24 protein-coding genes and 1 pseudogene are annotated in these 25,537 nt (G+C 72.6%); 15 read left to right on the top strand and 10 right to left on the bottom strand.

The genetic code is table 11. From position 1 onward, the window contains the following. The first annotated feature begins 140 nt into the window (after positions 1–140). From O7601_RS21075 to O7601_RS21055, 5 genes are all read left to right on the top strand, one after another. Positions 141–1,097, top strand: coding sequence for an iron chelate uptake ABC transporter family permease subunit (locus O7601_RS21075; RefSeq protein ID WP_281566993.1), 957 nt, complete (start codon positions 141–143; stop codon positions 1,095–1,097). Next, positions 1,094–2,116, top strand: coding sequence for an iron chelate uptake ABC transporter family permease subunit (locus tag O7601_RS21070; RefSeq protein ID WP_281562815.1), 1,023 nt, complete (start codon positions 1,094–1,096; stop codon positions 2,114–2,116). Before O7601_RS21075 ends, O7601_RS21070 begins: the two co-directional genes overlap by 4 nt. A 113-nt stretch (positions 2,117–2,229) precedes the next feature. Beyond that, complete coding sequence (locus O7601_RS21065) at positions 2,230–3,039, top strand: ABC transporter ATP-binding protein (RefSeq protein ID WP_281562814.1); 810 nt, start codon at positions 2,230–2,232, stop codon at positions 3,037–3,039. After that, positions 3,036–5,078, top strand: coding sequence for a penicillin acylase family protein (locus O7601_RS21060; protein WP_281562813.1), 2,043 nt, complete (start codon positions 3,036–3,038; stop codon positions 5,076–5,078). Before O7601_RS21065 ends, O7601_RS21060 begins: the two co-directional genes overlap by 4 nt. Further along, positions 5,071–5,649 carry a GNAT family N-acetyltransferase gene (locus tag O7601_RS21055; RefSeq protein WP_281562812.1) on the top strand — a complete coding sequence of 193 codons (579 nt, stop codon included), beginning with the start codon at positions 5,071–5,073 and terminating at the stop codon, positions 5,647–5,649. Before O7601_RS21060 ends, O7601_RS21055 begins: the two co-directional genes overlap by 8 nt. Here O7601_RS21055 and O7601_RS21050 read toward each other — a convergent pair. The 7 genes from O7601_RS21050 to O7601_RS21020 form a co-directional block, all read right to left on the bottom strand. Further along, complete coding sequence (locus tag O7601_RS21050; RefSeq protein ID WP_281562811.1) at positions 5,607–6,323, bottom strand: dihydrofolate reductase family protein; 717 nt, start codon at positions 6,321–6,323, stop codon at positions 5,607–5,609. The genes O7601_RS21055 and O7601_RS21050 overlap by 43 nt on opposite strands. After that, the gene (gene ribA, locus O7601_RS21045; RefSeq protein ID WP_281562810.1) at positions 6,320–6,961 is read right to left on the bottom strand and encodes a GTP cyclohydrolase II; all 642 of its coding nucleotides are present in this window, start codon (positions 6,959–6,961) and stop codon (positions 6,320–6,322) included. Before ribA ends, O7601_RS21050 begins: the two co-directional genes overlap by 4 nt. Before the next feature lie 11 nt (positions 6,962–6,972). After that, the gene (locus O7601_RS21040) at positions 6,973–7,935 is read right to left on the bottom strand and encodes a lysylphosphatidylglycerol synthase domain-containing protein (protein ID WP_281562809.1); all 963 of its coding nucleotides are present in this window, start codon (positions 7,933–7,935) and stop codon (positions 6,973–6,975) included. A gap of 62 nt (positions 7,936–7,997) precedes the next feature. Then, positions 7,998–8,822, bottom strand: a complete 825-nt coding sequence (locus O7601_RS21035; protein ID WP_281562808.1) for a class I SAM-dependent methyltransferase — start codon at positions 8,820–8,822, stop codon at positions 7,998–8,000. Then, positions 8,819–9,853 (bottom strand): glycosyltransferase family 4 protein, encoded by a 1,035-nt coding sequence (locus O7601_RS21030; RefSeq protein WP_281562807.1) that lies wholly within the window; start codon positions 9,851–9,853, stop codon positions 8,819–8,821. The genes O7601_RS21035 and O7601_RS21030 overlap by 4 nt, the downstream gene beginning before the upstream one ends. A 1-nt stretch (position 9,854) precedes the next feature. Then, positions 9,855–10,286, bottom strand: coding sequence for a 6-carboxytetrahydropterin synthase (locus O7601_RS21025; RefSeq protein WP_281562806.1), 432 nt, complete (start codon positions 10,284–10,286; stop codon positions 9,855–9,857). A 3-nt stretch (positions 10,287–10,289) separates the two neighbouring features. Then, a complete protein-coding gene (locus O7601_RS21020; protein WP_281562805.1) occupies positions 10,290–11,270 on the bottom strand; it encodes a zinc-binding alcohol dehydrogenase in 981 nt (326 codons plus the stop codon). A 96-nt stretch (positions 11,271–11,366) separates the two neighbouring features. Here O7601_RS21020 and O7601_RS21015 point away from each other — a divergent pair. Together O7601_RS21015 and O7601_RS21010 are read left to right on the top strand one after the other, a co-directional pair. Next, a pseudogene (locus O7601_RS21015) lies at positions 11,367–12,056 on the top strand (CDP-alcohol phosphatidyltransferase family protein); the annotation flags it as partial. Positions 12,057–12,247: 191 nt separating this feature from the next. After that, entirely contained in the window at positions 12,248–13,996 is a 1,749-nt protein-coding gene (locus O7601_RS21010) for a sulfatase-like hydrolase/transferase (protein ID WP_281562803.1), read from the top strand. Positions 13,997–14,123: 127 nt separating this feature from the next. On the opposite strand, the gene O7601_RS21005 is transcribed toward O7601_RS21010, so the two are convergent. Together O7601_RS21005 and O7601_RS21000 are read right to left on the bottom strand one after the other, a co-directional pair. Further along, complete coding sequence (locus tag O7601_RS21005; RefSeq protein WP_281562802.1) at positions 14,124–15,167, bottom strand: SAM-dependent methyltransferase; 1,044 nt, start codon at positions 15,165–15,167, stop codon at positions 14,124–14,126. Positions 15,168–15,298: 131 nt separating this feature from the next. Further along, on the bottom strand, positions 15,299–16,483 hold the full coding sequence (locus O7601_RS21000; RefSeq protein WP_281562801.1) for a snapalysin family zinc-dependent metalloprotease: 1,185 nt from the start codon (positions 16,481–16,483) through the stop codon (positions 15,299–15,301). A 230-nt stretch (positions 16,484–16,713) separates the two neighbouring features. Between O7601_RS21000 and O7601_RS20995 the strand changes: the two genes are divergently transcribed. From O7601_RS20995 to O7601_RS20980, 4 genes are all read left to right on the top strand, one after another. Beyond that, positions 16,714–17,286, top strand: coding sequence for a hypothetical protein (locus O7601_RS20995; protein ID WP_281562800.1), 573 nt, complete (start codon positions 16,714–16,716; stop codon positions 17,284–17,286). Positions 17,287–17,384: 98 nt separating this feature from the next. Further along, positions 17,385–18,065 carry a response regulator transcription factor gene (locus tag O7601_RS20990; RefSeq protein ID WP_281562799.1) on the top strand — a complete coding sequence of 227 codons (681 nt, stop codon included), beginning with the start codon at positions 17,385–17,387 and terminating at the stop codon, positions 18,063–18,065. 13 nt (positions 18,066–18,078) lie between these two features. Beyond that, complete coding sequence (locus O7601_RS20985) at positions 18,079–19,605, top strand: HAMP domain-containing sensor histidine kinase (protein ID WP_281562798.1); 1,527 nt, start codon at positions 18,079–18,081, stop codon at positions 19,603–19,605. Further along, the gene (locus O7601_RS20980; protein WP_281562797.1) at positions 19,602–20,480 is read left to right on the top strand and encodes a Gmad2 immunoglobulin-like domain-containing protein; all 879 of its coding nucleotides are present in this window, start codon (positions 19,602–19,604) and stop codon (positions 20,478–20,480) included. The genes O7601_RS20985 and O7601_RS20980 overlap by 4 nt, the downstream gene beginning before the upstream one ends. A gap of 71 nt (positions 20,481–20,551) precedes the next feature. Here O7601_RS20980 and O7601_RS20975 read toward each other — a convergent pair whose 3' ends face one another. Next, on the bottom strand, positions 20,552–21,610 hold the full coding sequence (locus O7601_RS20975; RefSeq protein ID WP_281562796.1) for a sigma-70 family RNA polymerase sigma factor: 1,059 nt from the start codon (positions 21,608–21,610) through the stop codon (positions 20,552–20,554). Positions 21,611–21,724: 114 nt separating this feature from the next. On the opposite strand from O7601_RS20975, the gene O7601_RS20970 reads away from it, so the two are divergent. The 4 genes from O7601_RS20970 (at position 21,725) to O7601_RS20955 (ending at position 25,465) form a co-directional block, all read left to right on the top strand. Next, positions 21,725–22,381, top strand: a complete 657-nt coding sequence (locus O7601_RS20970; protein WP_281562795.1) for a maleylpyruvate isomerase family mycothiol-dependent enzyme — start codon at positions 21,725–21,727, stop codon at positions 22,379–22,381. A gap of 150 nt (positions 22,382–22,531) precedes the next feature. Next, the gene (locus tag O7601_RS20965; protein WP_281562794.1) at positions 22,532–23,362 is read left to right on the top strand and encodes an NPP1 family protein; all 831 of its coding nucleotides are present in this window, start codon (positions 22,532–22,534) and stop codon (positions 23,360–23,362) included. A gap of 277 nt (positions 23,363–23,639) precedes the next feature. Next, positions 23,640–24,026, top strand: coding sequence for an FAD-dependent oxidoreductase (locus O7601_RS20960; RefSeq protein WP_281562793.1), 387 nt, complete (start codon positions 23,640–23,642; stop codon positions 24,024–24,026). Positions 24,027–24,385: 359 nt separating this feature from the next. After that, on the top strand, positions 24,386–25,465 hold the full coding sequence (locus O7601_RS20955; RefSeq protein ID WP_281562792.1) for a hypothetical protein: 1,080 nt from the start codon (positions 24,386–24,388) through the stop codon (positions 25,463–25,465). The last annotated feature ends 72 nt before the right edge of the window (positions 25,466–25,537 follow it).

The raw sequence follows: 25,537 nt of genomic DNA, 5'->3' as shown, positions 1-25,537 counted from the left end.
CCTGTCAAGTCCCGACGGCGTTTCGCACCACACTGGAGTTCACACTGTCCGTCATCGAGTCGCCACCCTATGAGACGCCGACCCGGTCGACCACACCGCCCCGGCACCGCCGCACCGCCCTGCGCGCCAGCGGTCTCCTCATGGCCGCGCTGACCCTGCTCACGGTCGCGGTGCTCAGCATGGCCGTCGGCGCCAAGCCGATCCCCCCGTCCGAGGTCTGGCACGCCCTGACCGACCGCGACGCCGCCGAGTACGCGGTCGTACGGGAGCTGCGGCTGCCCCGGACGCTGCTCGGACTGTTGGCCGGCGCCGCGCTCGGGGTGGCCGGCGCGGCCATGCAGGCGCTCACCCGCAACCCGCTGGCCGACCCCGGCCTGCTCGGCATCAACGCCGGAGCCGCCGCCGCCATCGCGACCGCCACCGCCCTGTTCGGCCTCGGCGGCGGCACCGGGCAGGTGTGGTTCGCGCTGCTCGGCGCCGCCGTCGTCACCGTCGGGGTGTACGCGGTCGGTGGCGGTCGCGCGGCCACCCCGGCCCGCCTGGCGTTGGCCGGCGCGGCCCTCAACGCGGCCCTGTACTCGTACGTCAGCGCGGTGATGCTGCTCAACGCGGCCGGCCTGGAACGGCTGCGCTTCTGGACCGTCGGGTCGCTGGCCAGCGCCGACGACGGCACCGTGCTGCGGGTGCTGCCGTTCATCGCCGTCGGGTTGCTGGTCGCGCTGGCCGCTGCCCGACCGCTCAACGCGCTCGCCCTCGGCGACGACGCCGCACAGGCCCTGGGCGCCCGCCCGGCCGTGGCCCGGGCCGGTGTGATCCTCGCCATCACCCTGCTCTGCGGGGCCGCCACCGCCGCCTGCGGGCCGATCGTCTTCGTCGGGCTGCTCGTGCCGCACCTGGTCCGGGCCCTCACCGGCCCCGACCTGCGCTGGCTGCTGCCCTACTGCGCGCTGCTCGCCCCGGTGCTGCTGCTCGGCTCCGACGTGCTCGGCCGGGTCGTCGGCCGTCCCGGCGAACTCCAGGTCGGCCTCATCACCGCCGTGGTCGGCGGCCCGCTGTTCCTGACGCTGGTGCTCAGGACGAGGACGACCCGCTCATGATCGTGATCCGTACACCCGGCCGGCTCTCCGTCCGGTTGCATCCCCGCGTCCTCGCCGTCGGCGCGCTCTGCCTGCTACTGACCGTCGGCGTCGGCGTGCTGGCCGTCGGGCACGGCGAGTACCCGATGTCACCGGCCGACGTGCTGCGCACGCTGACCGGTGGCGGCACCGCCGCCGAGGAGTTCATCGTCACCCAGCTGCGGTTGCCCAGACTGGTCACCGGCCTGGCCGTGGGTACCGCGCTCGGTCTGGCCGGAGCGGTCTTCCAGTCGCTGGTCCGCAATCCGCTGGGCAGCCCGGACGTGCTCGGTTTCACCCAGGGCGCCGCAACCGGCGCGCTCGTCGTGGTCGCCGTCGGCGGCAGCAGCGCCACGCTCGCCGGTTCCGCGGCCCTCGGCGGTGTGGTCACCGGCCTGCTCATCTACCTGATCGCCTGGCGGCGTGGCGTGCACGGCTACCGGCTGGTCCTGGTCGGCATCGGCATGTCGGCCATCCTCACCGGCGTCAACGGCTACCTGATGACCCGGATACCGCTGATGAGCGCCTCCCGGGCGATGCTCTGGCTCACCGGCAGCCTCGACGGTCGCGGCTGGTCCGACGCCGTGCCGCTGCTGGTCGCCCTCGCGGTGCTGGTGCCGGCGCTGCTGGCCTGCGCTCCGGCGCTGCGGATGACCGAGCTGGGCGACGACGCCGCCAGCGGGCTGGGGGTGAGTGTGCACCGGATGCGGATGCTGCTGCTCGCCGGGGCCGTGCTGCTGGTGGCGCTGTCCGCGGCCGCCGCCGGGCCGGTGCCGTTCGTCGCGCTCACCGCCCCCCACCTCGCCCGCCGGCTCACCCGGGCACCCGGGGTCACCCTGCTGCCGGCGGCGTTCATCGGCGCGCTGATCACCGTCGTCGCCGATCAGGTCGCCCTGCGCGCCCTCCCCGGTCAGCTGCCGGTCGGCGTGGTGACCGGCGTGATCGGTGGCGGCTACCTGGTGTGGCTGCTGGCCACCGAGCGCCGGGCGGGTCGACTGTGATGACCGGCCACTCTGGCGGACCGCACCCGACAACCAGGTCGACCCCGACCACCGTGCCGATCGCGACCACCGTGCCGACCCCGGCCGAGACATCCGAGAACGGAGCAACCAGCATGTCGACCTCCCGGCTCGGTGGCAACGGGCTGCGGCTCGCCTACGACCGACGTGTCGTCGCCGAGAACCTCACCGTTGCCGTGCCCGACCACTCCTTCACGGTCATCATCGGCCCGAACGCGTGTGGCAAGTCCACCCTGCTGCGGGCGCTGTCGCGACTGCTGAAGCCGGCCGCCGGGGCCGTGCTGCTCGACGGTGCGGACATCCACCGACTTCCCGCCCGCGCCGTGGCCCGTACGCTCGGGCTGCTGCCCCAGTCGCCGATCGCCCCCGACGGCATCGGGGTGGCCGAGCTGGTGGCCCGGGGTCGCTACCCGCACCAGGGGCTGCTGCGGCAGTGGTCCCCCGACGACGAGCGGATCGTCGCCGAGTCGATGGCCGCCACCGGCGTCGACGACCTCGGCGACCGGCTGGTCGACGAACTCTCCGGCGGTCAGCGGCAGCGCGTCTGGCTGGCCATGGCGCTGGCCCAGCAGACGCCCCTGCTGCTGCTGGACGAACCGACCACCTACCTCGACATCGCCCACCAGATCGAGGTCCTCGACCTGTGTGCCCGGCTGCACGAGGAGCAGGGCCGCACGCTTGTCGCGGTGCTGCACGACCTCAACCACGCCGCCCGCTACGCCACCCACCTGATCGCGATGCGCGGTGGCCGGGTGGTGGCCGCCGGTGAACCCCGCCGGATCGTCACCGCCGACCTGGTCGAGGAGGTCTTCGGCCTGCCCTGCCGAGTCATCGACGATCCGGAGACCGGGACGCCGCTGGTGGTTCCGGCGGCCCGCGCCCGAGTCGGTACGGTGGCGCGTTGAGCGCCCGCCGCTACCGCGACGGCTACGGCGTCCCGCACCTGCGCGCCGACGACCACCTGTCGCTGGCCTACGCCCAGGGTCGGGTCACCGCCCTGGACCGGGCCTGGCAGATCGAGGTGGAACGGCACCGGTCCCAGGGCACCTCCGCCTCGTTCCTCGGCGCCGACGCGGTGGCCTGGGACAGCTTCGCCCGCCGGGCGAGGCTCGACGACACCGCGCGGCGCTGTCACGCCGCCCTCGACCCGGCCACCGCCGAATGGGTGGGTCGCTACGTGGACGGGGTCAACGCCGCGCTGGCCGCCGGCGCGGCGCAGGCTGCCGAATTCGCCGCCACCGGGCTGCGACCGGGCCGCTGGCAGCCGTGGACGCCGCTGGCGATCTGGCTCGGTCACCACGTGCTCTTCGCGGGCTTCGGCACCAAACTCTGGCGCGACCACGTAGCCCGCCGACTCGGCCCGCAGGCCACCGGGCTGTTCGCCGTCGACAACCAGGTCACCTCGGGCAGCAACGGCTGGCTGCTCGCCGCCGACCGCACCGCCACCGGGGCCGCGCTGATCGCCGGTGATCCGCACCGGTTCATCGAGGCGCCCGGCATCTATCAGCAGATCCGTCTCGCCTGCCCGGAGTACGACGTGCTCGGGTTCGCCGTGCCCGGCGTTCCGGGCATCCCCCACTTCGGTCATGCCGGCCAGGTCGCCTGGGCGATCACCAACGCGATGGCCGACTACCAGGACGGGTACGCCGAACGGCTGCGCCGCCGGGGCGACCGCGTCGAGGCGTACGGGCCGCACGGGTGGCGGACCGCGCACCGGCACCTCGAGACGATCGAGGTGGCCGGGGCCGAACCGGTCGAGGTCGAGGTGATCGAGACCGACCGGGGGCCGCTGGTCTCCGGCGGTCCGGACGACGACCCGGCCGTCACGGTCAGCCTGCGCTACCCGCCCCGTGTCCTCGGTGAGCTGGGCTTCGGCGTCCTGCCGGCGCTGCTGCGGGCACGCACCGTCGACGACGTCGACGCGGCGTTGGACGGCTGGGTCGAGCCGGTGAACGTGGTCCTCGCGGCCGACACGGCCGGTGGGCTGCTGCATCGGGTGGCCGGCCGGGTGCCCCGACGCCACCGGGACAACGGTCTGCGGGTGGTCCCCGGCTGGGAGCCGAGCCACGCCTGGCAGGGCTGGCACGACATGCCGAAGGCACCGGTCGACCGGGTGGCGGTGATGGCCAACGACCGTGGCCTCGCCGCCGGGCTCGGCGTGGAGTTCGCGCCGCCGTACCGGGCCGACCGGATCCGCCAACTGCTGAACGCCACCGACCACTGGCGGGCCGAGCAGTTGGCGACCGTGCACACCGACACCTACCTGGCCGCCGCCGCGCCGCTGCTGGACCTGCTCGCCACGCTGGACGGACTCGGTCCGGCCACCGCCGGACTGCGGGAACGTCTGCTCGCCTGGGACCGCCGGATGGCCGCCGACAGCGTCGACGCCGCCGCCTTCGCCGACCTGCGGGCCGCCGTGGCCCGCCGGCTGGCCGGCCACCCCGCGCTGGCGGCGCTGGCCGAACCACCCGCCTATCCCGAGGTGTTCCGGCCGTGGCTGGCCCTGCTGCCCCGGGTCGGGTACGCGGTGAATCCGCTGCTGCACGCCGGCCTGCCCGGCCTGGATCGGGCCGACCTGCTGGGCGAGGCCCTGGCGGAGGTCGCCGCCGCCGGAGACCCCCCGGGCTGGGGCGAACGGCACCGGCTCCTGCCGTGGCAGGCGCTGCCCGAACCGGCCGCGCCGCCGGGTCCGCAGCTCTCCGGCGACCACGACTGTGTGCTGGCCACCTCCAGCGTTCCCGGAGTCACCGACCTGTGTCTGCGCGGACCGGCGGCCCGCTATGTGTGGGACCTCGCCCGGCGGGACAACAGCCGCTGGGTGGTGCCGCTCGGCGCAACCGGAAGCGGACCGCACCGCGACGACCAACTGCCGCTGTGGGTGAGCGGCGACCTGATCCAGACCGTCTGTGACTGGGACCGGCTGACCGAGGAGCACGATGACTGACCGTCACCACTACGAACGACACGTGCCCCGATTCGGTGTGGTCACCTTCCGGCCGGTCGAGCCCGACGCCGACGCCGACGTGATCCACTCGTGGGTCTGCCAGGAGCGGGCCCGGTTCTGGGGGATGCGCGACGCCGACCGGGAACAGGTCGCCGAGATCTACCGGTACGTGGACTCGCTGGCCACGCACCACGCGTACCTCACCCTGCGCGACGGGCATCCGGTGGCGCTGTTCCAGACCTACGAACCGGAGCACGACCCGGTTGGCGAGTGCTACCCGGTACGCCCCGGTGACCACGGTGGACACCTGCTGATCGGCACCCCGGTACGGCCCGAACCGGGCTTCACCGGCACGCTGCTGGGCGAGTTCGTCGCCTTCGTCTTCACCGACCGCAGCCGGCTACGTCTGGTGATGGAGCCGGACGCCCGCAACGACAAGGCGATCGCCCGGCTGCGGCGGGCCGGTTTCGTCGACGGCCCGCTGATCGACCTGCCGGACAAGCGCGCCCGGCTGATGTTCCTCGACCGTCAGTCGGCCTGCGTCGGCTCGCAGCGTTCGGACAGGGCGTAGCGGGTGAGCACCACGTCACCGATCTGACGCGCCTCCACCACCTGCGCCCGCCGCCCCGGGTGCCACGGGAAGCTGCCCTCGCCGACGAACCGCGGCGCCCGCCGGTCACCCACGAAGAACGGGGCCACCACCAGGTGCAGCTCGTCGGCGAGCCCCGCCGCGAGGAACTGGCCGTGCACGCCCGCGCCGCCCTCCACCAGCAGCCGGCCGATGCCCCGCTCGGCGAGGTCGGTCAGCATCCGCACCAGGTCGACCGGGTCACCGGCGTCGACCACGGTGGCCACCGCACCCAGCCGGTGCCGGGTCTTCTCGACCGCGCCGCTGGCGCTGTAGACGATCCGCTCGGTGTCGCCGACGGTGAACAGCCGGGACTGGGGGTCCAGGTCGCCACAACCGGTCACGGTCACCCGGGTGGGCGACGCCGGCAGGCCACGGGCGACGCGCGCGGCCCGGCGCCGTTCGCAGCGCACCAGCAGCCGAGGATCGTCACGGCGGACGGTGCCGGCGCCGACCAGGATCGCGTCGCAGCCGGCGCGGACCTCGTCCACCCGGTCGAGATCCGCGTCGTTGGACAGCAGCAGCCGCTCCTCGGTGGCGTCGTCGATGTAGCCGTCGATCGAGGTGGCGCAGCTGAGCAGCACGTAGGGCCGGGCCACCCCGGGCGGGCCGGTCACCGGACGAAGGGAAGGTCGGCGGTGCGGGCCGCGCGGCTGGCCTTCGCCGCGAGGTAGTCGGCGTTGGCCGGGGACAGGAACACGCCGGTGGGCACCTGTTCGGTCACGGTGATCCCGAGCCGACCCAACTGCTCGGTCTTCTCCGGGTTGTTGCTCAGCACCGCGATCGGTCCGACGCTGAGCGCGGCGAGCATCTGCGCCGCCACGGTGTAGTCGCGTTCGTCCTCGGCGTGACCGAGCGCGACGTTGGCCTCGAAGGTGTCCAGCCCGGCGTCCTGCAACGCGTACGCGTCGAGCTTGGCGTACAGCCCGATGCCCCGGCCCTCCTGGCGCAGGTAGAGCAGGTAGCCGCCGGCCTCGGCGATGCGCTGCACCGCCTCGCGCAACTGAGGCCCGCAGTCGCAGCGCTGGCTGCCGAACACGTCGCCGGTGAGACATTCGCTGTGCGGGCGGACCAGTGGCACGTTGCCGCCGCGTTCGGCCGCGGCGGTGTCGCCGAGGGCGAAGGCGAGGTGCTCCCGGCCGTCGACCAGCCCGTCGAAGGTGAACAGCCGGGCCGTGGTGGTGTAACCGTCGGGAAACCGCAGCGGCACGGTGACCTGCGTCCGGATGGTGGCGACAGGCAGTGATTCGGACATGGGTCTCCTCGTCAGACGGTGGCGGGTACACGGACGCGTCGGGCCAGCAGCACGGCGGCTCCGGGCAGGCTCGCGACGAGCACCAGGGCGCCGTACACCGTCGCGGTGGCCACCCCCTCGGCGGCGGTCAGGCCGGCGGCGGCGAACGCCCACGCGGCCACCCCCTCGCGGGGGCCGAACCCGGCGACGTTGGCCGGCACCCCCATCGCGAGCAGGGCCAGCAGGGTCAGCGGCAGCAGCAGGGTCAGCGGGGCGGTGGAACCCGCCGTGCGTGCCGCCACCAGGAAGGTGGCGAGGTGCCCGGCGACGGCCAGCGCCGAGGCGAACAGCACCCCGGCCCAGGTTCGCCGGCCGAGCAGCCCGCGTCGGACGTCCGATACGGCGGTACCTAACGCGCGCGCCCACCGGGAGGCACCGGACTGCGGCAGCAGCCGGGCGGCCAGCACCACGGCGACCAGCACCGCCACCGCCACGGCGGTCGCCACCGGCAGGAATGGGCGCACCGGCGACGGGAAGGCGAACAGCAGCACCACGGCCACCGCGACCAGCACGAGCTGCCCGGCCATCCGTTCCCACACCACCGCCCGGATCCCGCGTCCGACGTCGCCCACGTCGCGGCCGTGCCGCACCGCGCGGTGCACGTCACCGAGAATCCCGCCGGGCAGCGTCGCGTTAAGGAAGATCGCCCGGTAGCAGTGGGCGACCGCCTCCCGCAGTGGCAGCCGTACCCCGAGCCCGCCCGCGACGAGACTCCACCGCCAGGCGGCGCAGACGGTGGTGAGGACGCCGATGGCGAGCGCGGCGGCCAGGGCCGGCGCGTCGATCAGCCGCAGTCCGGCCAGGAACGGACCGGTGCCGAACCAGCAGAGCAGCCCGACGAGGACGGCCAGTCCCAACACCAGTCGGGCCCAGCCCCAGATCGACCGGCCCACCGGGGTCGCCGTGGGTGCGGCGCCGCCAGCTTCATCCCCCACTCGTGCCTCCCCGGCATGACGATCTTCCCTGACTGTACGCACGTAGCTGGTCGGCTGCCGGTTCAACGGGGCAGCGCCAGCAGGTCGACGTGACCGACCAGTACCCCGAGCCGACCGGTTTCAGCCTCCGCCAGCCGACGGCGTGCGTACCCGCCGGTGCGGGCGGTCAGCTCGGGACGTTCCTCCCGAGCCGCGTCGAGCCATCCGGTGAACCACTCCGCCGCCAGGGCGGCCCGCTCCGGACCGAGCAGCCAGGGGCTGGGGCGTAGTGCCACGTCCACTCCGTGCCGGGCGAAGGCGGCGGCGCAGGCGTCGACCGCGTCCGGGCCAAGCAGCCGCCGACCGTCGACGGTACGCCGCTGGTGTGCGTTGAAGGCGGCGGTCACCTCGTCGTCCAGCGGATCGGCCGGGGTCAACCGCGCCGTGCCGGTCACGGAGATCAGGAACAGCGCCGGGCAACGCGCCCCGGCGCAGGCGGCGACCAGGCGGTCGAGTTCCTCGGCGGTCAGCATGTCGAGCAGGGCCGAGGCGGTGACCAGAGCCGCGTCGGCCAGCTCGGCGGCGGTCAGCCGGGTCAGGTCGCCCTGACGCGTCTCGACGGTCACCGGTGCGCCGTCGGCGGCGGCGGCCGGCATGCCGGCGCGGGCCCGGGCCAGCAGGTCGGAATCCTGGTCGTACAGGATCCAGTGTTGTGCGCCCGGCAGCAGCGGGGCCAGCCAGCGGCCCAGCGAGCCGGTCCCGGCACCGAGATCATGCACCACCAGGGGGCGGTGGCCCGGCAACGCCGCCCGCAGCGTGTCGACCAGTTCGCTGGACCGGGCCGCCACGTCGGCGGGTTCCCGCAGCGCGAGCCACCGTGCGAAATCCGGCGGGAGATCGATGCTCATGCCGACGCCTCCTTCAGGGCCGTGGTGATCTGGGCGACCGTGCTGCTCCAGTCGGCGAGGGTGTCCCGTCGCTGGACGGCGGCGTGCCGCAGGTGCTCGCGCAGGGCCGCGTCGTCGAGCCAGCGACGTAACGCCGCGGCGAGGGCGGCCGGGTCGTCGGGCGGCACCAGCAGACCCGGCCGGTCGCCCGCCGCCGTTCGCCCGAGGGCGTCGGGCAGCCCACCGACGGCGGTGGCGAGCACGGGTACGCCGCGGGCCAGCGCCTCGGTGACCACCATCCCGTACGTCTCACCGCGCGACGGGTGCACCAGCAGGTCGGTGGCGGCGTACGCGGCGGCCAGCCGGTCGCCGGCCAACGGCCCGGTCAGCCGGATCCGGTCGGCGAGCCGCGCGGCGGTGATCCGCGCACGTAGCCCGTCGACGAACTCCGGCTCCCGATGCAGCGGGCCGACGCAGGTCAGCGTCCAGTGCCGGTCGGCCACCATGGTCAGGGCCTCGACCAGCACGTCGTGGCCCTTGTGTCGGGCGACCGCCGCGACGCAGAGCAGGGCCGAACCGGTCGCCGAGCCGGGCACCGGCGACGCCGGGTCCACCCCGGGCGGTGCCACGTGCACCCGTTCGACGGGCAGCGGGTACCGCCGCAGCAGGGCGTCGCGGGTCCAGGCGCTGGTGGCCACCACGGCGGTGACCGTGGCCAACGCCCGGGCCTCGGTCTCGTCGTCCCGGGGCAGGTGCACCAACGCGACCAGGCGCAACCGCCCGCAGTGGGCGGCCAGGACGTCCGGCACCACCGAGCCGACCAGTCCGTCGACCAGCACCAGCGCCCCGTCTGGCGTGCCGGCCAGCACCTGCGCCAACGCAGCCTGCGCCGCCGGGGACGATCGCGGCCAGTCACCGGCCACGGCGTGCTCGCGGACCGACCAGCCGGCTGCGGTGAGCCCGGCGCAGATCCGCCGGTCATAGCCGTTGCCGCCGCTGGGTGACGCCGGGTCGTCGATGTCGCCCGGCAGGATCACGTGCAGGGTCGGCACGTCAGGCGGCGCCCTCACCGACGGCGGTCGGGCCGGGCAGCGCCCGCTCGTAGCTGGCCCACGCCACGTGCGACTCGTGCAAGGTCACCGTGATCCCGGTCAGGCCCCGGGCACCGCCGCCGAGTTGACCGGCGGCCACCCGCTCGGCGAGCCGGTCGGCGATGGTGCGGGCCAGCACCTCGGTGGTGGTGTTCTGCCCGGCGAACGCGGGCTCGTCGTCGAGGTTGCGGTAGTTCAGCTCGCCGAGCACCGCCTTGAGCTGGTCGGTGGCCAGGCCGATGTCGACCACGATGCCGTCGTCGTCGAGGTCCGGTCGGCGGAAGGTGGCGTCGACCACGAACGTCGCGCCGTGCAGCCGTTGGGCGGGGCCGAAGACCTCGCCACGGAAGCTGTGGGCGATCATGATGTGGTCACGGACGGTCACGCTGAACACGGTTCACTCCCCGTCGTAGGTGATGAGATGGCACAGCGCGGGCAGGTCGCCCGCGCTGAGTCGGGCGAGCACGTCGGGCAGTTCCGCGAACGGCGACCGGCCGGTGATCAGCACGTCGAACGCCGGGTCGCCGAGCAGGTCCAGGGCGAGTGCCATCCGGTCGGCGTAGCTGCGACTGCCGCGTCGCGCCGGCGCCACCATGCCGACCTGGCTGCTGCGGATGTTCAGTCGTCCGGAGTGGAACGCGCCGCCGAGGGACAGCTGCACCGGCCGGTCGCCGTACCAGCTCAGTTCGAGCAGGGTGCCTTCCGGCGCGAGCAGGTCCAGGCCACGTTGCAGGCCGGCGGAGCTGGCGCTGGCGTGCACCACCAGGTCACGGCCGCCGCTGGCGGTTTCGGGGGCGGCGAAGTCGACGCCCAACGCGGCGGCCACCTCGGCGCGGGACGGATCGGTGTCGACAAGTTCCACCCGTACGCCGGGGAAGCGGGCCAGCAGGGCGGTCACGGCACAGCCGACCATGCCACCCCCGACGACGGTGACCCGGTCGCCGACCAGGGGCGGCGCGTCCCACAGCGCGTTGACGGCGGTCTCCACCGTGCCGGCCAGCACCGCGCGGGCCGCCGGGACCCCCGCCGGCACGACGGTCACCGCCGCCGCCGGCACCACGTACGCGCTCTGGTGCGGGTGCAGGCAGAACACCGTACGCCCGAGCAGGTGCGCGGGGCCCTGCTCGACCTCGCCGACGCTGAGGTAGCCGTACTTGACCGGGGCCGGGAAATCGCCATCCTGAAACGGGGCGCGCATCGCGGCGTACTGGCTGGCAGGCACGCCCCCGGTGAAGACCAGGGTCTCGGTGCCCCGGCTGACTCCGGAGTACCGGCTGCGCACGAGGACCTCGTCGGCGTCGGGTTCCGGCAACGTCACCGGACGGATCTCACCCACGCCGGGAGCCCGGAGCCAGAAGGCGAGGGCGGTACGCGTCACCGGAATTTTCTCCTTACCTGCGTCCAGACCGAACCGATCCGTCGTATTTCCCGTAGTTCCCTGGCAGGGGTCGTCGATCATAAACACGGAGGCACGGTGTCCACAGTTCGAACCGGTCCGCAAATCGGGCTGATCGTCCAGATCGTGCTGCTGGCAGCGCTCGCCGCGACGGTCGGTCTCGGTGTCGCGGGCTGGCTGGCGGGTCTGGCGTACGGGGCGGTGACCTGCCTGGCACTCGTGCGCGGGTTGCGTCACGCGGGCTCCACCCGGCTGGGACCGGCCGACTGGGTGACGATGGGTCGCGGACTGCTCGTCGGGGCGGTGACCGCGCTGATCGCCGACTCGCTGACCGGCGATCGCCCCGCGCCGGTGGCGCTGCTGGTGGCGATGACGGCGGTGGCCCTTGCCCTCGACGCGGTCGACGGCAAGGTGGCCCGCCGCACCGGGACGACAAGCGCCCTCGGCGCCCGGTTCGACATGGAGGTCGACTCGTTCCTGGTGCTGATGCTGAGCCTTCACGTCGCCCCGTCGATCGGCGCCTGGGTGCTCGCCATCGGCCTGATGCGGTACGTCTTCCTGGTCGCCGGCTGGCTGCTGCCCTGGATGAACGCGCAGCTGCCGCACCGGTACTGGCGTAAGGTGGTCGCCGCGGTCCAGGGGATCATGCTCGCGGTCGCCGCCGCCCAGGTGCTGCCCGGGATGCTGACCACTGTCGTGCTGGTGGCCGCGCTGGGCCTGCTGCTCGAATCGTTCGGGCGGGACGTCAGCTGGTTGTGGCGGCACCGACCGGTCCGGACCGTGCCGGCCCTGGTGGTGCCGACGGTGCCGACCATGCCGACCGTGCCGATCGGCGTACGCCGGGCCGACCGGGTCGACGAGCGCGACCTGTCCACCGCCCCCGTCCTGTCGCTGCGCTGACCCGGGAGACCCAGTTGTCGATCTCCGACCCTGCGTCCACGCCGCGCCATGACGAGAACATGAACACCGCCACCGACCGACGCGGCGCCGGCGCGGCAGCCCGCCCCAAGGCCGCCGACGCGCGCGACGCCGAGGCTACCGATGCGCGCGACTCCGGGGTGGATGACGCCACGTCCCGGCCAGCGCCGGTCAACCTGCGGCGACGAATCGCCGCGCGGGTGGCCACGGCGCTCGCCGCGCTGCTGGTACTGGTCGCGTTCACCCTGCCCAACCGGCCGTGGCAGCTGGAACCCGGCGCGTTCCTGCGGATCCCGCTGGAGGCGCTGCTGCTGGCCGCGCTGCTGCTCGCGCTGCCCGGTCGACCCCGCCGGACAGTGGCTGCGCTAGCCGGTGGACTGCTCGGGCTCGTCGCCGTGGTGAAGGTCGGTGACCTGGGCTTCTACTCCTCCCTGGGGCGCCCGTTCGACCTGGTGCTGGACTGGTCGCTGTTGGATGAGGCGTTCACCTTCGTGGCCGAGTCGATCGGCCGGCCGGGCGCGATCGCCATCGCGCTCGGCATCGGGCTGCTGCTGCTGGCCGTGCCGCTGCTGACCGCCCTGTCCGCGGTACGGCTGTCCGGGTTGCTGACCCGGCACCGGACCGGCAGCACCCGGGCGGTTGCCACGCTGGTGGTGGTCTGGGCGGTGCTGGCCGCCTTCGGGGCACGGATCGTGCCCGCCATGCCGATGGCCGACACCAACGCCTCAATCCTGGTTCAGGAACATGCCGCCGAGGTCCGGGACCGGCTGTACGACCGCCAGGCGTTCGCCAACGAGGTCGGGGTGGACCCGTTCCGGGACGTACCCGCCGACCAGCTGCTCACCGGTCTACGCGGCAAGAACGTGCTGATCGCCTTCGTGGAGAGCTACGGCCGCGACGCGGTCACCGACGCCGAGTTCGCGTCCATCCCCCGGATGCTCGACGAGAGCGCCGACCGGCTCGCCACGGCCGGGTTCGCCACCCGCAGCGGCTTCCTCACCTCGCCGACCATCGGCGGGGCGAGCTGGTTGGCGCACGCCACCCTGCTGTCCGGCCTGTGGGTCGACAACAACCAGCGTTATCGGAACCTGCTCGCCACCGACCGGTTCACCCTCGGCGACGCGTTCCGGCGCGCCTCCTGGCGTACGGTCGGGGTGATGCCGGCGGTCAACCAGGCCTGGCCGGAGGGTGCCTTCTACGGCTACGAGCAGTTCTACAGCGGCCCCGACCTGGGCTACCAGGGTCCCAAGTTCGCTTTCGCCCCGATGCCCGACCAGTTCGCCATCCATCAGTTCCATAAACGGGAGCTGGCCGGGCAGCAGGACCGTCCGGTCATGGCGGAGCTGGCCCTGGTCTCCAGTCACTCCCCCTGGACGAAGGTGCCGTCGCTTGTCGACTGGGACACCATCGACGACGGTGAGGTGTTCCGGCGGGGCATCATCGGTACGCCGACCGCGCAGGCCCGCACCGGTTACCGGCACTCGGTCAGCTACACGCTGCGTACCCTCATCTCCTATGTGGAGAGGTACGGCGACGACGACACGGTGCTGGTCTTCGTCGGTGACCACCAGCCCGCGCCAGTCGTCACCGGCGAGAACCCGAGCCACGACGTGCCGATCCACATCGTGACCAAGGACCCGGCAGTGTTCGAGCGGATCAACGACTGGGGCTGGCAGGACGGCCTGACCCCGGACGCGAACGCCCCGGTCTGGCCGATGCACGAGTTCCGCGACCGCTTCCTCACCGCCTTCGCCCCCACCCCCGCCCGCCCCCAAGCCCACCCCCGCTGACCCACCCACCCCCACCCCCGCACACCCACGTTGATCATGAGGTTAGCGGCCGTTTCGGAGATCAACATCGCCGCTAACCTCATGATCAACGGGGCAGAACGGGGGGGTGGGACAGGTGGGGTGGGGTTTAGTGGGGTTTTTGGGCTACTAGGACGTCGCGGACTATGGCCTGGTCGACGCGGTGGGTCAGGGCGCGCCAGGGGCCGGTGTCGAGGACGGTGAGGCCGACTGCGGTCAGGCGTTCGGCGGCGGCGTCGCGGCGGGCCACGTTGGTGTTCCACGAGATGCCCAACGCGCCGCCGGGGCGCAGCACCCGCGCCCACCCGGGCGCGGCGGCGGTGAGCAGGTCGAGCGGGTCGCGGGCCAGCCCGCTCTCAGCGGTACGGCTGCCGTGCTGCACTCCGTACGGCGCGTCGGCCACCACCACGTCGACCGACTCCGGGCGGAAGAACTCACCGACCCGGGTGGTGTCGGCGTTGACCACGTCCACCGCCTGCACGTCGCCGGCCCGGTGGGCCTCCTTCGATGCGGCCAGTTCCACCCGTAGCCGCCGACCGACCACCTTGCGCTCCCGGCGGATCGGCCCGGACTCCAGCACCCGGTGCTTGATCCGCTTGCGCTTGAGCCAGGTGCTCAGAAACGTCTGGTACGCCTCGAAGTCCTTGCTGTCCCGGTCGAGACCGGCGGCGTCGAAGCCGTACATCATCGCCTGGTTGAGGGTGGTGCCCCGGCCACACAGCGGGTCGAGCACCCGGAACCGCCGGGTCAGCAACTCGCCGGCCCCGTCCGAGGCGAGCAACGTGACGTTGAGCAGCAGCTTGGTGAACTGCTCGTTGGTCTTGCCCGGATACTTCTGGATGGTGAGCAGGTCGTCGTCGAAGCGGTCCAGCCGGGTCACCGGCACGGGCCGCAGCAGGTCGCCGACGAACTCGAAGATCGCGTAGGCGCTGGAAAGATTGCCCAGCAACGCGGCGTCCCGCTCGCTGAGGCCACCGGCGACCTCGAACGTGACGTAGCGCGCCCCGCCGATGGTCGCGGTCGCCACATCACCGATGCGCCCACCGAGCACCGCATCGCCGAAGATCTCCAGCTCCGCCCGCGTCAACTCCACAGCCGCCCCCGAGTACACCCGGTTACTCGACGGCAGACTGAGCACCCCAAACCTCGCCACGACCGCCCACTATCCCACCCCACCCCGCGCTCCCCCGCACAACCCTCGCCGATCATGCAGGTGTGGCACCCTGAACATCCCGTTTCGGGGGAGTTCGTGGGGCACCACAACTGCATGATCGGCGGAAACTGTCAGGCGGGGAGGCCGCCTACCTGGGAGTTGATCCAGGAGCGGATCGAGGGGAGGTCACCGTAGATGGAGGGGGCGGTGGCGCAGGTGGAGCTGTTGTTGCCCGCTCGGCTGGTCGCGCCGATCACGTTCCACACGCCGTTGATCCGGCGCACCTGCGGGCCGCCGGAGTCGCCGTAGCAGGCGCCGGCGTTGCCGTTGGTGTTGTTCGTGCAGATCTCGTACGGGCCGTTGATGCCGCTGCACCGGCTGTCGGCCACGATCGAGGTGTCCAGCTCGTGCGCCACGGTGGGAGCGGAGCCGCAGCCACGGGGTGCGCAGGTCTGGCCCCAGCCGATGATCCGGGTGGCCGTGCCGACGGCGCCGGAGGTGGTCGGGATGGGCGCGGGCGCATAGCTGACCGAGCTGGCCAGTTGGAACAGCTTGACGTCGATGTTCGGGTGGTTGACCGCTCGGCTGACCCCGACGACAGTGCCGCCGCTGGTGCGGTTGATGCTGCCCACCCGCACCGACGACGGGGTCGGGCAGTGCTTGGCGGTGACCATCCAGTTGGCCTTGATCAGGGTGCCGGTGCAGCCGGAGGTGTAGACCAGCCACGGGTAGTTTTCCGTGGCCGGGCGGCCGTTGACGACGAGGATCCCGACGCCGGTGTCCTCGGTCCAGGTGTAGCTGCCGGCGGCGGTCGACGCGCTCCTGCTGCCGGCGAAGAGCTGGTTGACCCGGCTCGCCTCGGCGGCGCTGGGGTAGGCGTTGGTGCAGGAGACCGGCGCGCTGCTGCCGGACATGAGATCGGAGCAGAGGCCGGTGCGCCGGTCGGGCAGGCCGAGGATGTGACCGAACTCGTGGGTGGCGATCCTGGTGCGGTGGTAGCCCTGGTTGACCGCCTGCCAGCCCATCCAGATGCGCCCGGAGCCGAGCCCGGTGACCTGCGCCCGGGGCCAGCCGCTGTCGACGTAGATGGTGACGCTGGCGGGCGTGCCGGGCACCAGCCGCACGTTGCTGACCCGGCTGTTCCAGATCTGCGCGGCCTGGTCGAAGTTGGTCCGGAACTCACCGGCCCGGCTGGCGTCGTAGTAGACGGTCCGGGCCGCCGAGGCACCGGCGGCGGTGACCACCTGAAGCCCCGTCGCCGCCAGCACCGCCGCCAGCGCGGCGGTGGCCGCGCGCAGCAGTTGTCGTCGGATCATCACGCACTCCCTGCGGACTGAGCGGCGCGCCGAAACGCCGCAATCGATGTGCGTGAATGTTAATGGCCATCCCTCGATGGTTGTCATCGCGAAAGCGTCATACCGCCCGCCGCTGTTACCCGCGCGTTACGGAACGGCGAAACTGCCGTGGCGTAGCGGCGCGACGGTGGGGCTTCACCAGGTCAGGCCCGCACGTCCCCGGGACCCGGCGGGCCGGAAGGGAGCAGACAATGAGGATCAGAAGGACCGTCACCACGGTGCTCGTGGCCCTCGCCGCGCTTGTCGCCGCGACCGCCGCGCCCACCACCGCCACGCAGGCGGCAACCGGCTCGCCGTACTGCGGGATCACCTGGGGCAGCGCCGACAAGACCGCCGGGGCGCTCAGCTCCGCACCACTGATCGAGGTACGGACCGGTCGGCACGACTGCCACGACCGGGTGGTGTTCGAGTTCGACGGCCCGGTCACCGGCTACAGCGTCGGCTACGGCGAGACGTACACCGAGGGCGAAGGGTTGGCGCTGTCGCCGTACACGGCCGGTGACGCGCTGCTGCGGGTGTCGCTGCGTGCCCCCGCGTACGACGACGAGCATCTCGCGACCGTGCCGTACCGGACCGGCGAGCACGTGGCCAACGTGCTGCGCTACCAGACCCTGCGCGACGTGGTCTTCGGCGGCAGTTTCGAGGGCTACAGCACCTTCGCCGTCGGTGTCCGCGCCCGGCTGCCGTTCCGGGTGTTCGTGCTGGCCGGCCCCGGCGACCACAGCCGGATCGTGCTCGACGTGGCGCACCAGTGGCAGGAGTGACCGACCGCTGCGGTAGGGGTCCGGCACCGGCCGGACCCCTACCCCCGCCCGTCACGCCGAGCGACGTACCGACCGCCCGGGACTACCCTGGCTGCATCATGGACGGCCGCGTGCTGGTGGTCGAGGACGACGCCTCCATCCGGGAGGTCACCGCCCTCGGGCTGCGCCGCGCCGGGTTCCGGGTGGACACCGCCGCCGACGGCCGGCAGGCCCTGACCGCCTGGCGGGCCGGGACCGTCGACGTGATCGTGCTGGACATCATGCTGCCCGGCCTCGACGGCCTCCAGGTGTGTCGGGAGATCCGGCGCAGCAGTACGGTGCCGATCCTCATGCTGACCGCCCGCACCGACACCATCGACGTGGTGGTCGGCCTCGAATGCGGCGCCGACGACTACCTGCGCAAGCCCTTCGACCTGCCCGAACTGGTGGCCCGGGTCCGTTCGGTGCTACGCCGCGCCGTGGTGCCACCCGAAGCCGGCCCGCTGCGGGTCGGCGACCTGGAGATCGACCCGGGCGCGTTCGTGGCTCGCCGGGACGGTCAGGAACTGCCGCTGACCACTACCGAGTTCCGGCTGCTGCTGGAGCTGGCCCGCCGACCCGGGCAGGTGTTCACCCGCGAGCTGCTGCTGGACCGCGTCTGGAACCACAGCTACCTCGGCGACAGTCGGCTGGTCGACGTGGCGGTGCAGCGGCTGCGCGCCAAGGTCGAGGCGGACCCGGGAAACCCTCGGCTGATCCGCACGGTACGCGGCGCCGGGTACAAGCTCGTCGCCGGTTGAGCGGACCACGACGATGACAGGGACACGGGTGCCGGCGGCCACAGGGGGCGGGAAACCCGCGCCACCGGCGACGCCGGGCCCACCGACCGTCCGTCCCGGCCGGCTACGCCGCCGGCTGACCATCGCGTTCGTGCTGGTCGCCGGGATCTCCGCCGGGGTGCTCGCCGGTGGGTCGTACCTGCTGCTGCGGCAGGCCCGCTACGACGCGTCGCTGCACGCCGCTGCGGCCGACGCCCGCTACCGGCTGGTGCTGGCCGGGCAGTTCCTGCCGTTGACCGAGCAGCGCCGTGGCGAACTGCTGACCAGCTTCGAGGGCAGCGACCGACACGTGGTGCTGATCGCCGGGGAAACCTGGCCGTCAGACCCGGCGTACGCGCCGCCGCTGACCGAGCGGCTGCGCGCCACCGTGGCCGCCGGGCAGCTCGGCTACCAGCGCGGTCCCGGTCCGACGCGGCTGCTCGTGGTGGGCGGCCGGATTCCCGGCTCGACCGCCGAGCTGTACGTCGTCACCGACGAGGACGACCTCGCCGCCGGGCTGGAGCAGCTCCGCAACGCGCTCGCCGCCGGCTGGGTGCTGGTGGTGCTGCTCGCCGCCGCGGTCGGACACAGCCTCGCCCGGCGCACCCTGGAGCCGGTGGGGCGGGCCAGCCGGGCCGCCCGGGACATCACCGAGGGCCTGCTCGCCACCCGGCTGCCGGTGGCCGGTCGGGACGAGTTCAGCGGGTGGGCGGCGTCGTTCAACGAGATGGCCGAGGCGTTGGAGGCGAAGATCAACGCCCTGCACCACGCGCAGGAACGGGAGCGGCGGTTCACCGCCGATGTGGCGCACGAGCTGCGTACCCCGGTGACCGCACTGGTGGGCGCGGCCTCGCTGCTGCACGATCACCTCGACCAGTTGCCCACCGATGCCCGGCGCGCCGGTGAGCTGCTGGTAAGCGACGTGGTCCGGCTGCGCCGCCTGGTGGAGGATCTGATGGAGATCTCCCGGCTGGACGCCGGGCGGGAGGCGGTGCAGGTGACCGACGTGGACGTGCCGGGCCTGGTGCGCCGGATCGTGGCCGCTCGCGGTTGGCCGGACCGGGTCACTGTCGACGGCGACCCGCTGCGCCTTCGCACCGACCCGCGCCGGCTGGAGCGGGTGCTGGGCAACCTGGTCGCCAACGCGGTGCAGCACGGCGGCGGTGAGGTCCGGGTGCGGACAGCGCGAACCGGCGACCGGGTGCACATCGACGTCGACGACCGGGGGCCAGGCATCCCGGCCGAACACCTGCCCCGCCTGTTCGACCGGTTCCACAAGGTCGACCCGGCGCGCTCCGGCGGCGGTAGCGGGCTCGGTCTGGCCATCGCGCTGGAGAACGCCCGGCTGCTCGGCGGCCGGTTGACCGTGCACAGCACCCCCGGCGTCGGCACCCGGTTCCGCCTCGACCTGCCCGACGTCGCGCCCGAGGGCGTCCCGTCGGCGCATACCGCAGCGGAGAGCACGGGGTCGACGCGGATGCCCGGCGCGCCCGGCGCCGAGCTGGCCGGTGACACCGGATGAGCCGGTGCCGACTCGCGACGCTGATCGCCCTGGTGCTGCTGGTCGCCGGGTGCTCGCCGTCGCGGTCGGGCTCGCTCGGGCCGGCGCCGACGGCCGCCGCGCCGACCGTGCCCGCTCCCACCAGAATCGGCCCCCCGGCCACCGTCGCGCCGCCGCCCACGGACACCCCCGCGCCGACCACGCCGGGCACCGGCACCACCGGCGTCACCCGGCTGGGGACCCTCACCCTTGAGCTGTGGTACGTCCGGGACGGGCGACTCGTCCCGACCCGACGCACCCGACCCGCCACGGTGGCCACGTCCCGGCTGGCCCTGGCCGAGCTGGCGGCCGGGCCGACCCGGCGCGAGGCCGACGCCGGCCTGGTCACCCTGCTGCCCGACGGCGCCGAGGTGAGCCGGATCGCCGACGGTGTCGCCAGCGTCCGGCTGCCCGCGGTGACCGACCCGGTCACCGCCCGGCTACGTGAGGCGCAGGTGGTCTACACCCTCACCCAGTTCCCCACCGTGCGACAGGTCGACTTCGGCACCGCCGCGCCGACCGGCCGCACCGACCACGCCGACCTGCTGCCACCGATCGTGGTCACCGGCCCGCTCATCGGCGACCGGGTGACCAGCCCGGTCACCGTCACCGGCAGCGCCGACGTGTTCGAGGCCACCGTGAGCGTCCGGGTGCTCGACGCCGCCGGCCGTCAACTCGCCACCACGTTCACCACCGCCACCTGCGGCACGGGCTGCCGGGGCGCCTATCGGGTCGCGGTGAGATACCGGCTGCCGGCCGAGCAGACCGGCACCATCGAGGTGTACGAGGTGTCGGCGGCTGACGGTTCCCACACGAAGGTGGTCGGGGTGCCGGTGACCCTGGCCGCCTCCCGGTAGGCCGTCTCGCACGAGGCTCGCCTGCGGTACGACGCGCGCCTGGTGCGGTGCCGTTTCCACCGGCGAGCAGGTCACGGTGCGGCGAGGCTGACCGGCAGCTCGAACCGGGTCAGGTGGTCCGCGCCGACGAACGAGGTGATCCCGGCGATCCGCTCGCCGCGCAACGTCAGCACGGTGACCGACCAGCCGTGATGGTCGCCGGCCGGCTCTGCGCCCAGGTAGAACGCCACCGCCGGCTGGCCGTTCGCGCAGGTGACCAGGTGCCGCCAGCTGGGGCAGTCGCCGAGCGGCACCTTCGCGGCGAAGTCGGTGACGGCGTCGATTCCCGCGTACCACTCCGCAAGCGGCGGCATCGACCAGGTGACGTCCTCGGTCAGCAACGCGACCAGGGCGTCCACGTCTCGACGTTCGAACGCCGCCGCGAACGCGGTGACAACCTGCCGCAGCCGCGCGTCACCGAGATCGCGCAGCGTCTGCTGCTGCGACAGGGCCGGCACCCGCTCGGCCACGATCCTGCGGGCTCGCGCCAGCGCCGAGTTCACCGACGTGGGCGAGGTGGCCATCATCGCGGCGATCTCGGCGACGGAGTAGCCGAGGACGTCGAAGAGCAGCAGGGCGGCCCGTTGGTTGCCGGGCAGGTGTTGCAGGGCCGCCACGAAGGCGAGTTCGACCGCTTCCCGCTGCTCGTAGCGGGCGTGCGGACCGAGCGGTCCCGGGGCGATCCCGGTGTCCGGGTACGGGCCCAGCCAGGCCACCTCGGTCCGGGCGGCACCGTCAAGCACCGCCTGGTCGCGGGACGGCCCGAGATCGACGGGTAGGGCACGCCGCCCGCGGCTCTCGACGGCGTCCAGGCAGGTACGGGTGGCGATGGTGTAGAGCCAGGAACGCAGGGATCCGCGACCCGTGTAGCGGCCGACTCCCCGCCACGCCCGCAGCAGGGCCTCCTGAAGGGCGTCGTCGGCGTCGTGCGCGGAGCCGAGCATCCGGTAGCAGTGCCCGTGCAACTCCCGGCGCAGCGGCGCGACCAGCCGGCCGAACGCAGCGTCGTCCCCGGCACGCGCCCGGACGAGGTCCGGCTCCTCGGACTCGGGTGAGATCCCGGCGACCAGCTCGGAAGAAAGGTCGGTCACGAGCGACGATTCTGCCCGACGCCGGGAGTCTTCTCTCTCGACAGGGCACGACCGCCCCGTTCGCAGCGCCCGACCGCACGCGCTGCGGCGGCGGCCACCACAGGAGGTCCACTCATGATCGAGCACCCGGCGAGACACGACCGCACCGCCATATGGTCGCTGGTCCACGCGGAACGGGCGGCGCTCGCCGACGATCTCGCCGGCCTGACCGACGACCAATGGACCACGCCGTCGCTCTGCACCGGTCTGACGGTTCGTCAGGTCCTCGCCCACCTCACCGCGGCGGCGAGCCTCACCCCCACGCGCTGGATGCTGGGCGTGATCCGGTGCCGGTGGGACTTCGACCGACAGGTGCTCATGCGACTCAACGAGCAACTGGGCGAGACCGCCCACGACACCCTCGACCGGTTCCGCCGGGTCGTCGCCAGCACCACCAAGCCGCCCCTGCCGGTGCTGGCGATGCTCGGTGAGCAGGTCGTGCACGGCGAGGACATCCGTCGCCCGCTGGGGCTGGACCACGCGTACCCGATCGCGACCGTCACCCGGGTCGCCGCGTACTTCGCCGGCTCCGACCTCACCGTGCCGGCCAGGAGCAGGATCGGTGGGTTGCGCCTGGCGGCGACCGACGGGCCCTTCGCCACCGGCTCCGGGCCGCTGGTGTCCGGTGCCACGCTCGCGCTGACGATGGCGATGACCGGGCGTCGGGCCTACTGCGCCGAGCTGACCGGCGACGGGGTGCCGACCCTGCTCGACCGCTGCGCGACGCCGTAGTTCAGTGGCTCGGTGACGCCGGCGCGACCGGTCACACCGACCGTTCATGAGGCGGCCTCGCGTTCGGCGTTGACCGGCCTCCCGTCGGCGTGAGATATAGATGCTCACGCATCGGCACCCGAAAGGCGCTCCGGCCCAGGAAGGCGACGAATGGATCCCGTGGCATCGCCGTCATCTCTCCCACCAACGCTCCGCACCGGTCAGCCGCCGAGTGCCGATCGGCGCTGGCCGGCCCGGCTCGTCGCCGGGCTGGCCGCGCTCGGCATCCTGGTCCCGGCGGCGCCGGCACACGCGAACTCACTGCCAAACCTGCCGCACAACGCCGGTGGCTACGAGTCGTCGTTCTCGCCGGCCTACGACTACGACACCGACGGCTGCTATGCCGTGTCGGCGATCAGCCCGGACGGCACGATCAACGGCGGGCTGAAGACCACCGGGGCGATCAACGGCAGCTGCCGGGACCGCTCCGATCTGGACATGTCGCAGACGTACGCCCGCGCCAAGTGCAACAACGGCTGGTGCGCGATCGTCTACGCCAGCTACTTCGAGAAGGACCAGGCCGTGCACGGCAGCGGCCTCGGTGGCCATCGGCACGACTGGGAGCACGTCATCTCCTGGGTCGACCAGGCAGCCGACCGGGTCGAGTACGTGAGCACCACCCAACACAGCAGCCGGCGCACCTACCCGCGCTCGCAGGTGCGGTTCGACGGCACCCATCCGAAGGTCGTCTACCACAAGGACGGCGCGTCGACGCATTTCTTTCGGCTCGCCAACAACAACGACGAGCCGCCGGAGAACCACTACCACGTCTGGCACTACCCACCGGTGGTCGACTGGAACGGCTGGCCCAGCACCGAACTGCGCAGCCGGCTGATGGACGCCAACTTCGGCGCCGCCACCATCAAGATCAAGGATGGCTCGTTCGAGTACCTGCTCGACGCCGCGAAGCCAGCCGGGATCCCCTTCGACCCGTACGGCTGACCGGCCGCGCGTCGGGGTCGATCACGCGGTCACCGGTTCTGGCGTTCGATGCCGCGACGAACGAGGCCACGGATGCCGGGCGGACGTCGTCACCGGGCCGAGTCAGGGCGGCGCCGAGCCGGTCGGCACCGGCGAGCGCCAGGGCCGCGCCGTGCCCGGCGAAGAGGCTGACGCACCAGGCCCCGTCACCGGGGAGCGCCGGCCGGCCGGCGCTCCACTGCGGCAGGTCCACCTGGCTGACCCGGTCGAAGTCCGGCGCCACGCTGAAGGAGCCCTCATGAGCGTACGTCCGGATGTTGTCGTCCTCGGCGCGGGAGTCGCCGGTCTCAGCACCGGCATCCGGCTGGCCGAGGCCGGTGCGCGGGTCCTCATCCGCACCGCGGAGCCGCCCACGCGGACCACGTCGGCATTGGCCGGCGCGCTGACCGGCCCGAACCTCTCGCCGCCGGACGACCCACAACGCGAATGGACCGACGCGACCCTGCGGGTGCTGCACAGCGAGGCCATGCCGGGTGTAACCCTGCGCGAGGGCACCCTCGCCGCCCGCGCCGCGGGAGCCACGCCGCCCTTCGCGGAGCACACACCAGGCTTCCGGCCGCTCGGCGACGACGAGCGCCCCGCGGGGTTCGGGATCCGGGGCACAAGTCCAACGGGATCAATCTAACGGCATTTGAATAGCGGTAGCAGGCTGACGCCGTTCCACGTACTTCGAATTGTCGCGACGGCGACAAATACCGAGAAGAGGCCGGGATGGGCAGGCAACGCGGGTTGCCCAGTCACGCCCGTCATCATCGAAGCGCTTGCCGGGATCGGGCCCGCCGGGCCGGGCCACGACAACGACAATCAATCGACGTCTTTGAATCATGATGTATCGACGGACGTCTGTCTGTTTTTCGACATCGGCAGGCCAACGGTGTTAAACCTGGTCCAGGATGTCCCCATGACCAGCCGTAGAGAGCCGAAACTCGATATCGGTCGGGGTAATTTCCGGTATCTCACACGGCCCGAGAAGAGGGGTGTTCGATGAGAGCAGGAACAATCGGTGGTCGACGCCTGAGGTATCCCATGCTGGCCCTGGCCCTGGCCCTCCCGCTGCTGACCGTCGGCCAGCCGGCGCAGGCGGCTCCGCACGCCGACGGTGACAGCATCCGCCAGGTGGGCACGGCCGTCAGCGCGGAGGCGTGGGCGGCCGGCAGGCAGCGGTACGGCGCGCAGGTGACTGCCGACGCGGCGATCGAGGCGTACTGGACGCCCGAGCGGATGCGCAATGCCAGGCCCGTCGAGGAGTCTCCCTCGTACAAGGCCGCGGCACGGCGTTTCACCCAGAGTGGCGGAACCTCCTCTGCCACGCCGACCAACCGGTCCAGGCCGGTGGATGTGCCTCCGGTGGCGGGCCTGATGGGCACCCCGGGCATGTCCACGCAGGCCATCAACCCGAACCTCGGCTCCAACCACCCGACCGCCCGGTCCAACGGCAAAGTCTTCTTCAACATGGACGGCGGATCGTGGGTCTGCTCCGGCGCGGTCATCAACTCGGTCGGCTTCAACACCGTGTGGACGGCTGGCCACTGCATCCACGGCGGCCCCGGCAGCAGTCTCGCCACCAACTGGTCGTTCGTCCCGGCGTACGACGATGACCTGACCGACCCTCGGCCACACGGCACCTGGACGGCCCGCGAGCTGTGGACCTGGAGCAGTTGGATCGACAACTCCAACTGGGAGGCCGACATGGCCGTGGCCATCATGAACACCCGCAACGGTGTCCACATCGTGAACCAGTTCGGGGGCCACGGCTTCCGTACGCACCAGGGCTTCACGGTCGGCATCAACAACTTCGGCTACCCGAGCGGCGCGCCGTTCGACGGCGGCAACCTGTTGAGGTGCAGCGGCAACTCGACCCAGTCCGGGGCGCGGATTCGCATCAACTGCGACCTGACCGCAGGAGCCAGCGGCGGCCCGTGGTTGATCAGCTGGGATGGGAACTGGGGCTACCTGAACGGAGTCAACAGCACGCTCAACTCGTACACGGCGCCGACCTTGTGGTGGTCACCCTATTTCGACGACACCGCGTCGGAGTTGTACAACTTCACCGCCCCTCGCTGACCGATGTCCGGTGCCAGATATCTCGTCCCGGTAGTGCGCCCTTGACCTCAGCGGGCCTTCTCCAATGGCGAA

This window comes from Verrucosispora sp. WMMD573 (assembly GCF_027497175.1).
Classification (GTDB): Bacteria; Actinomycetota; Actinomycetes; order Mycobacteriales; family Micromonosporaceae; genus Micromonospora.
Note: the sequence above shows the minus strand (reverse complement) of the source record. Positions and strands in the feature narration are given on the sequence as shown.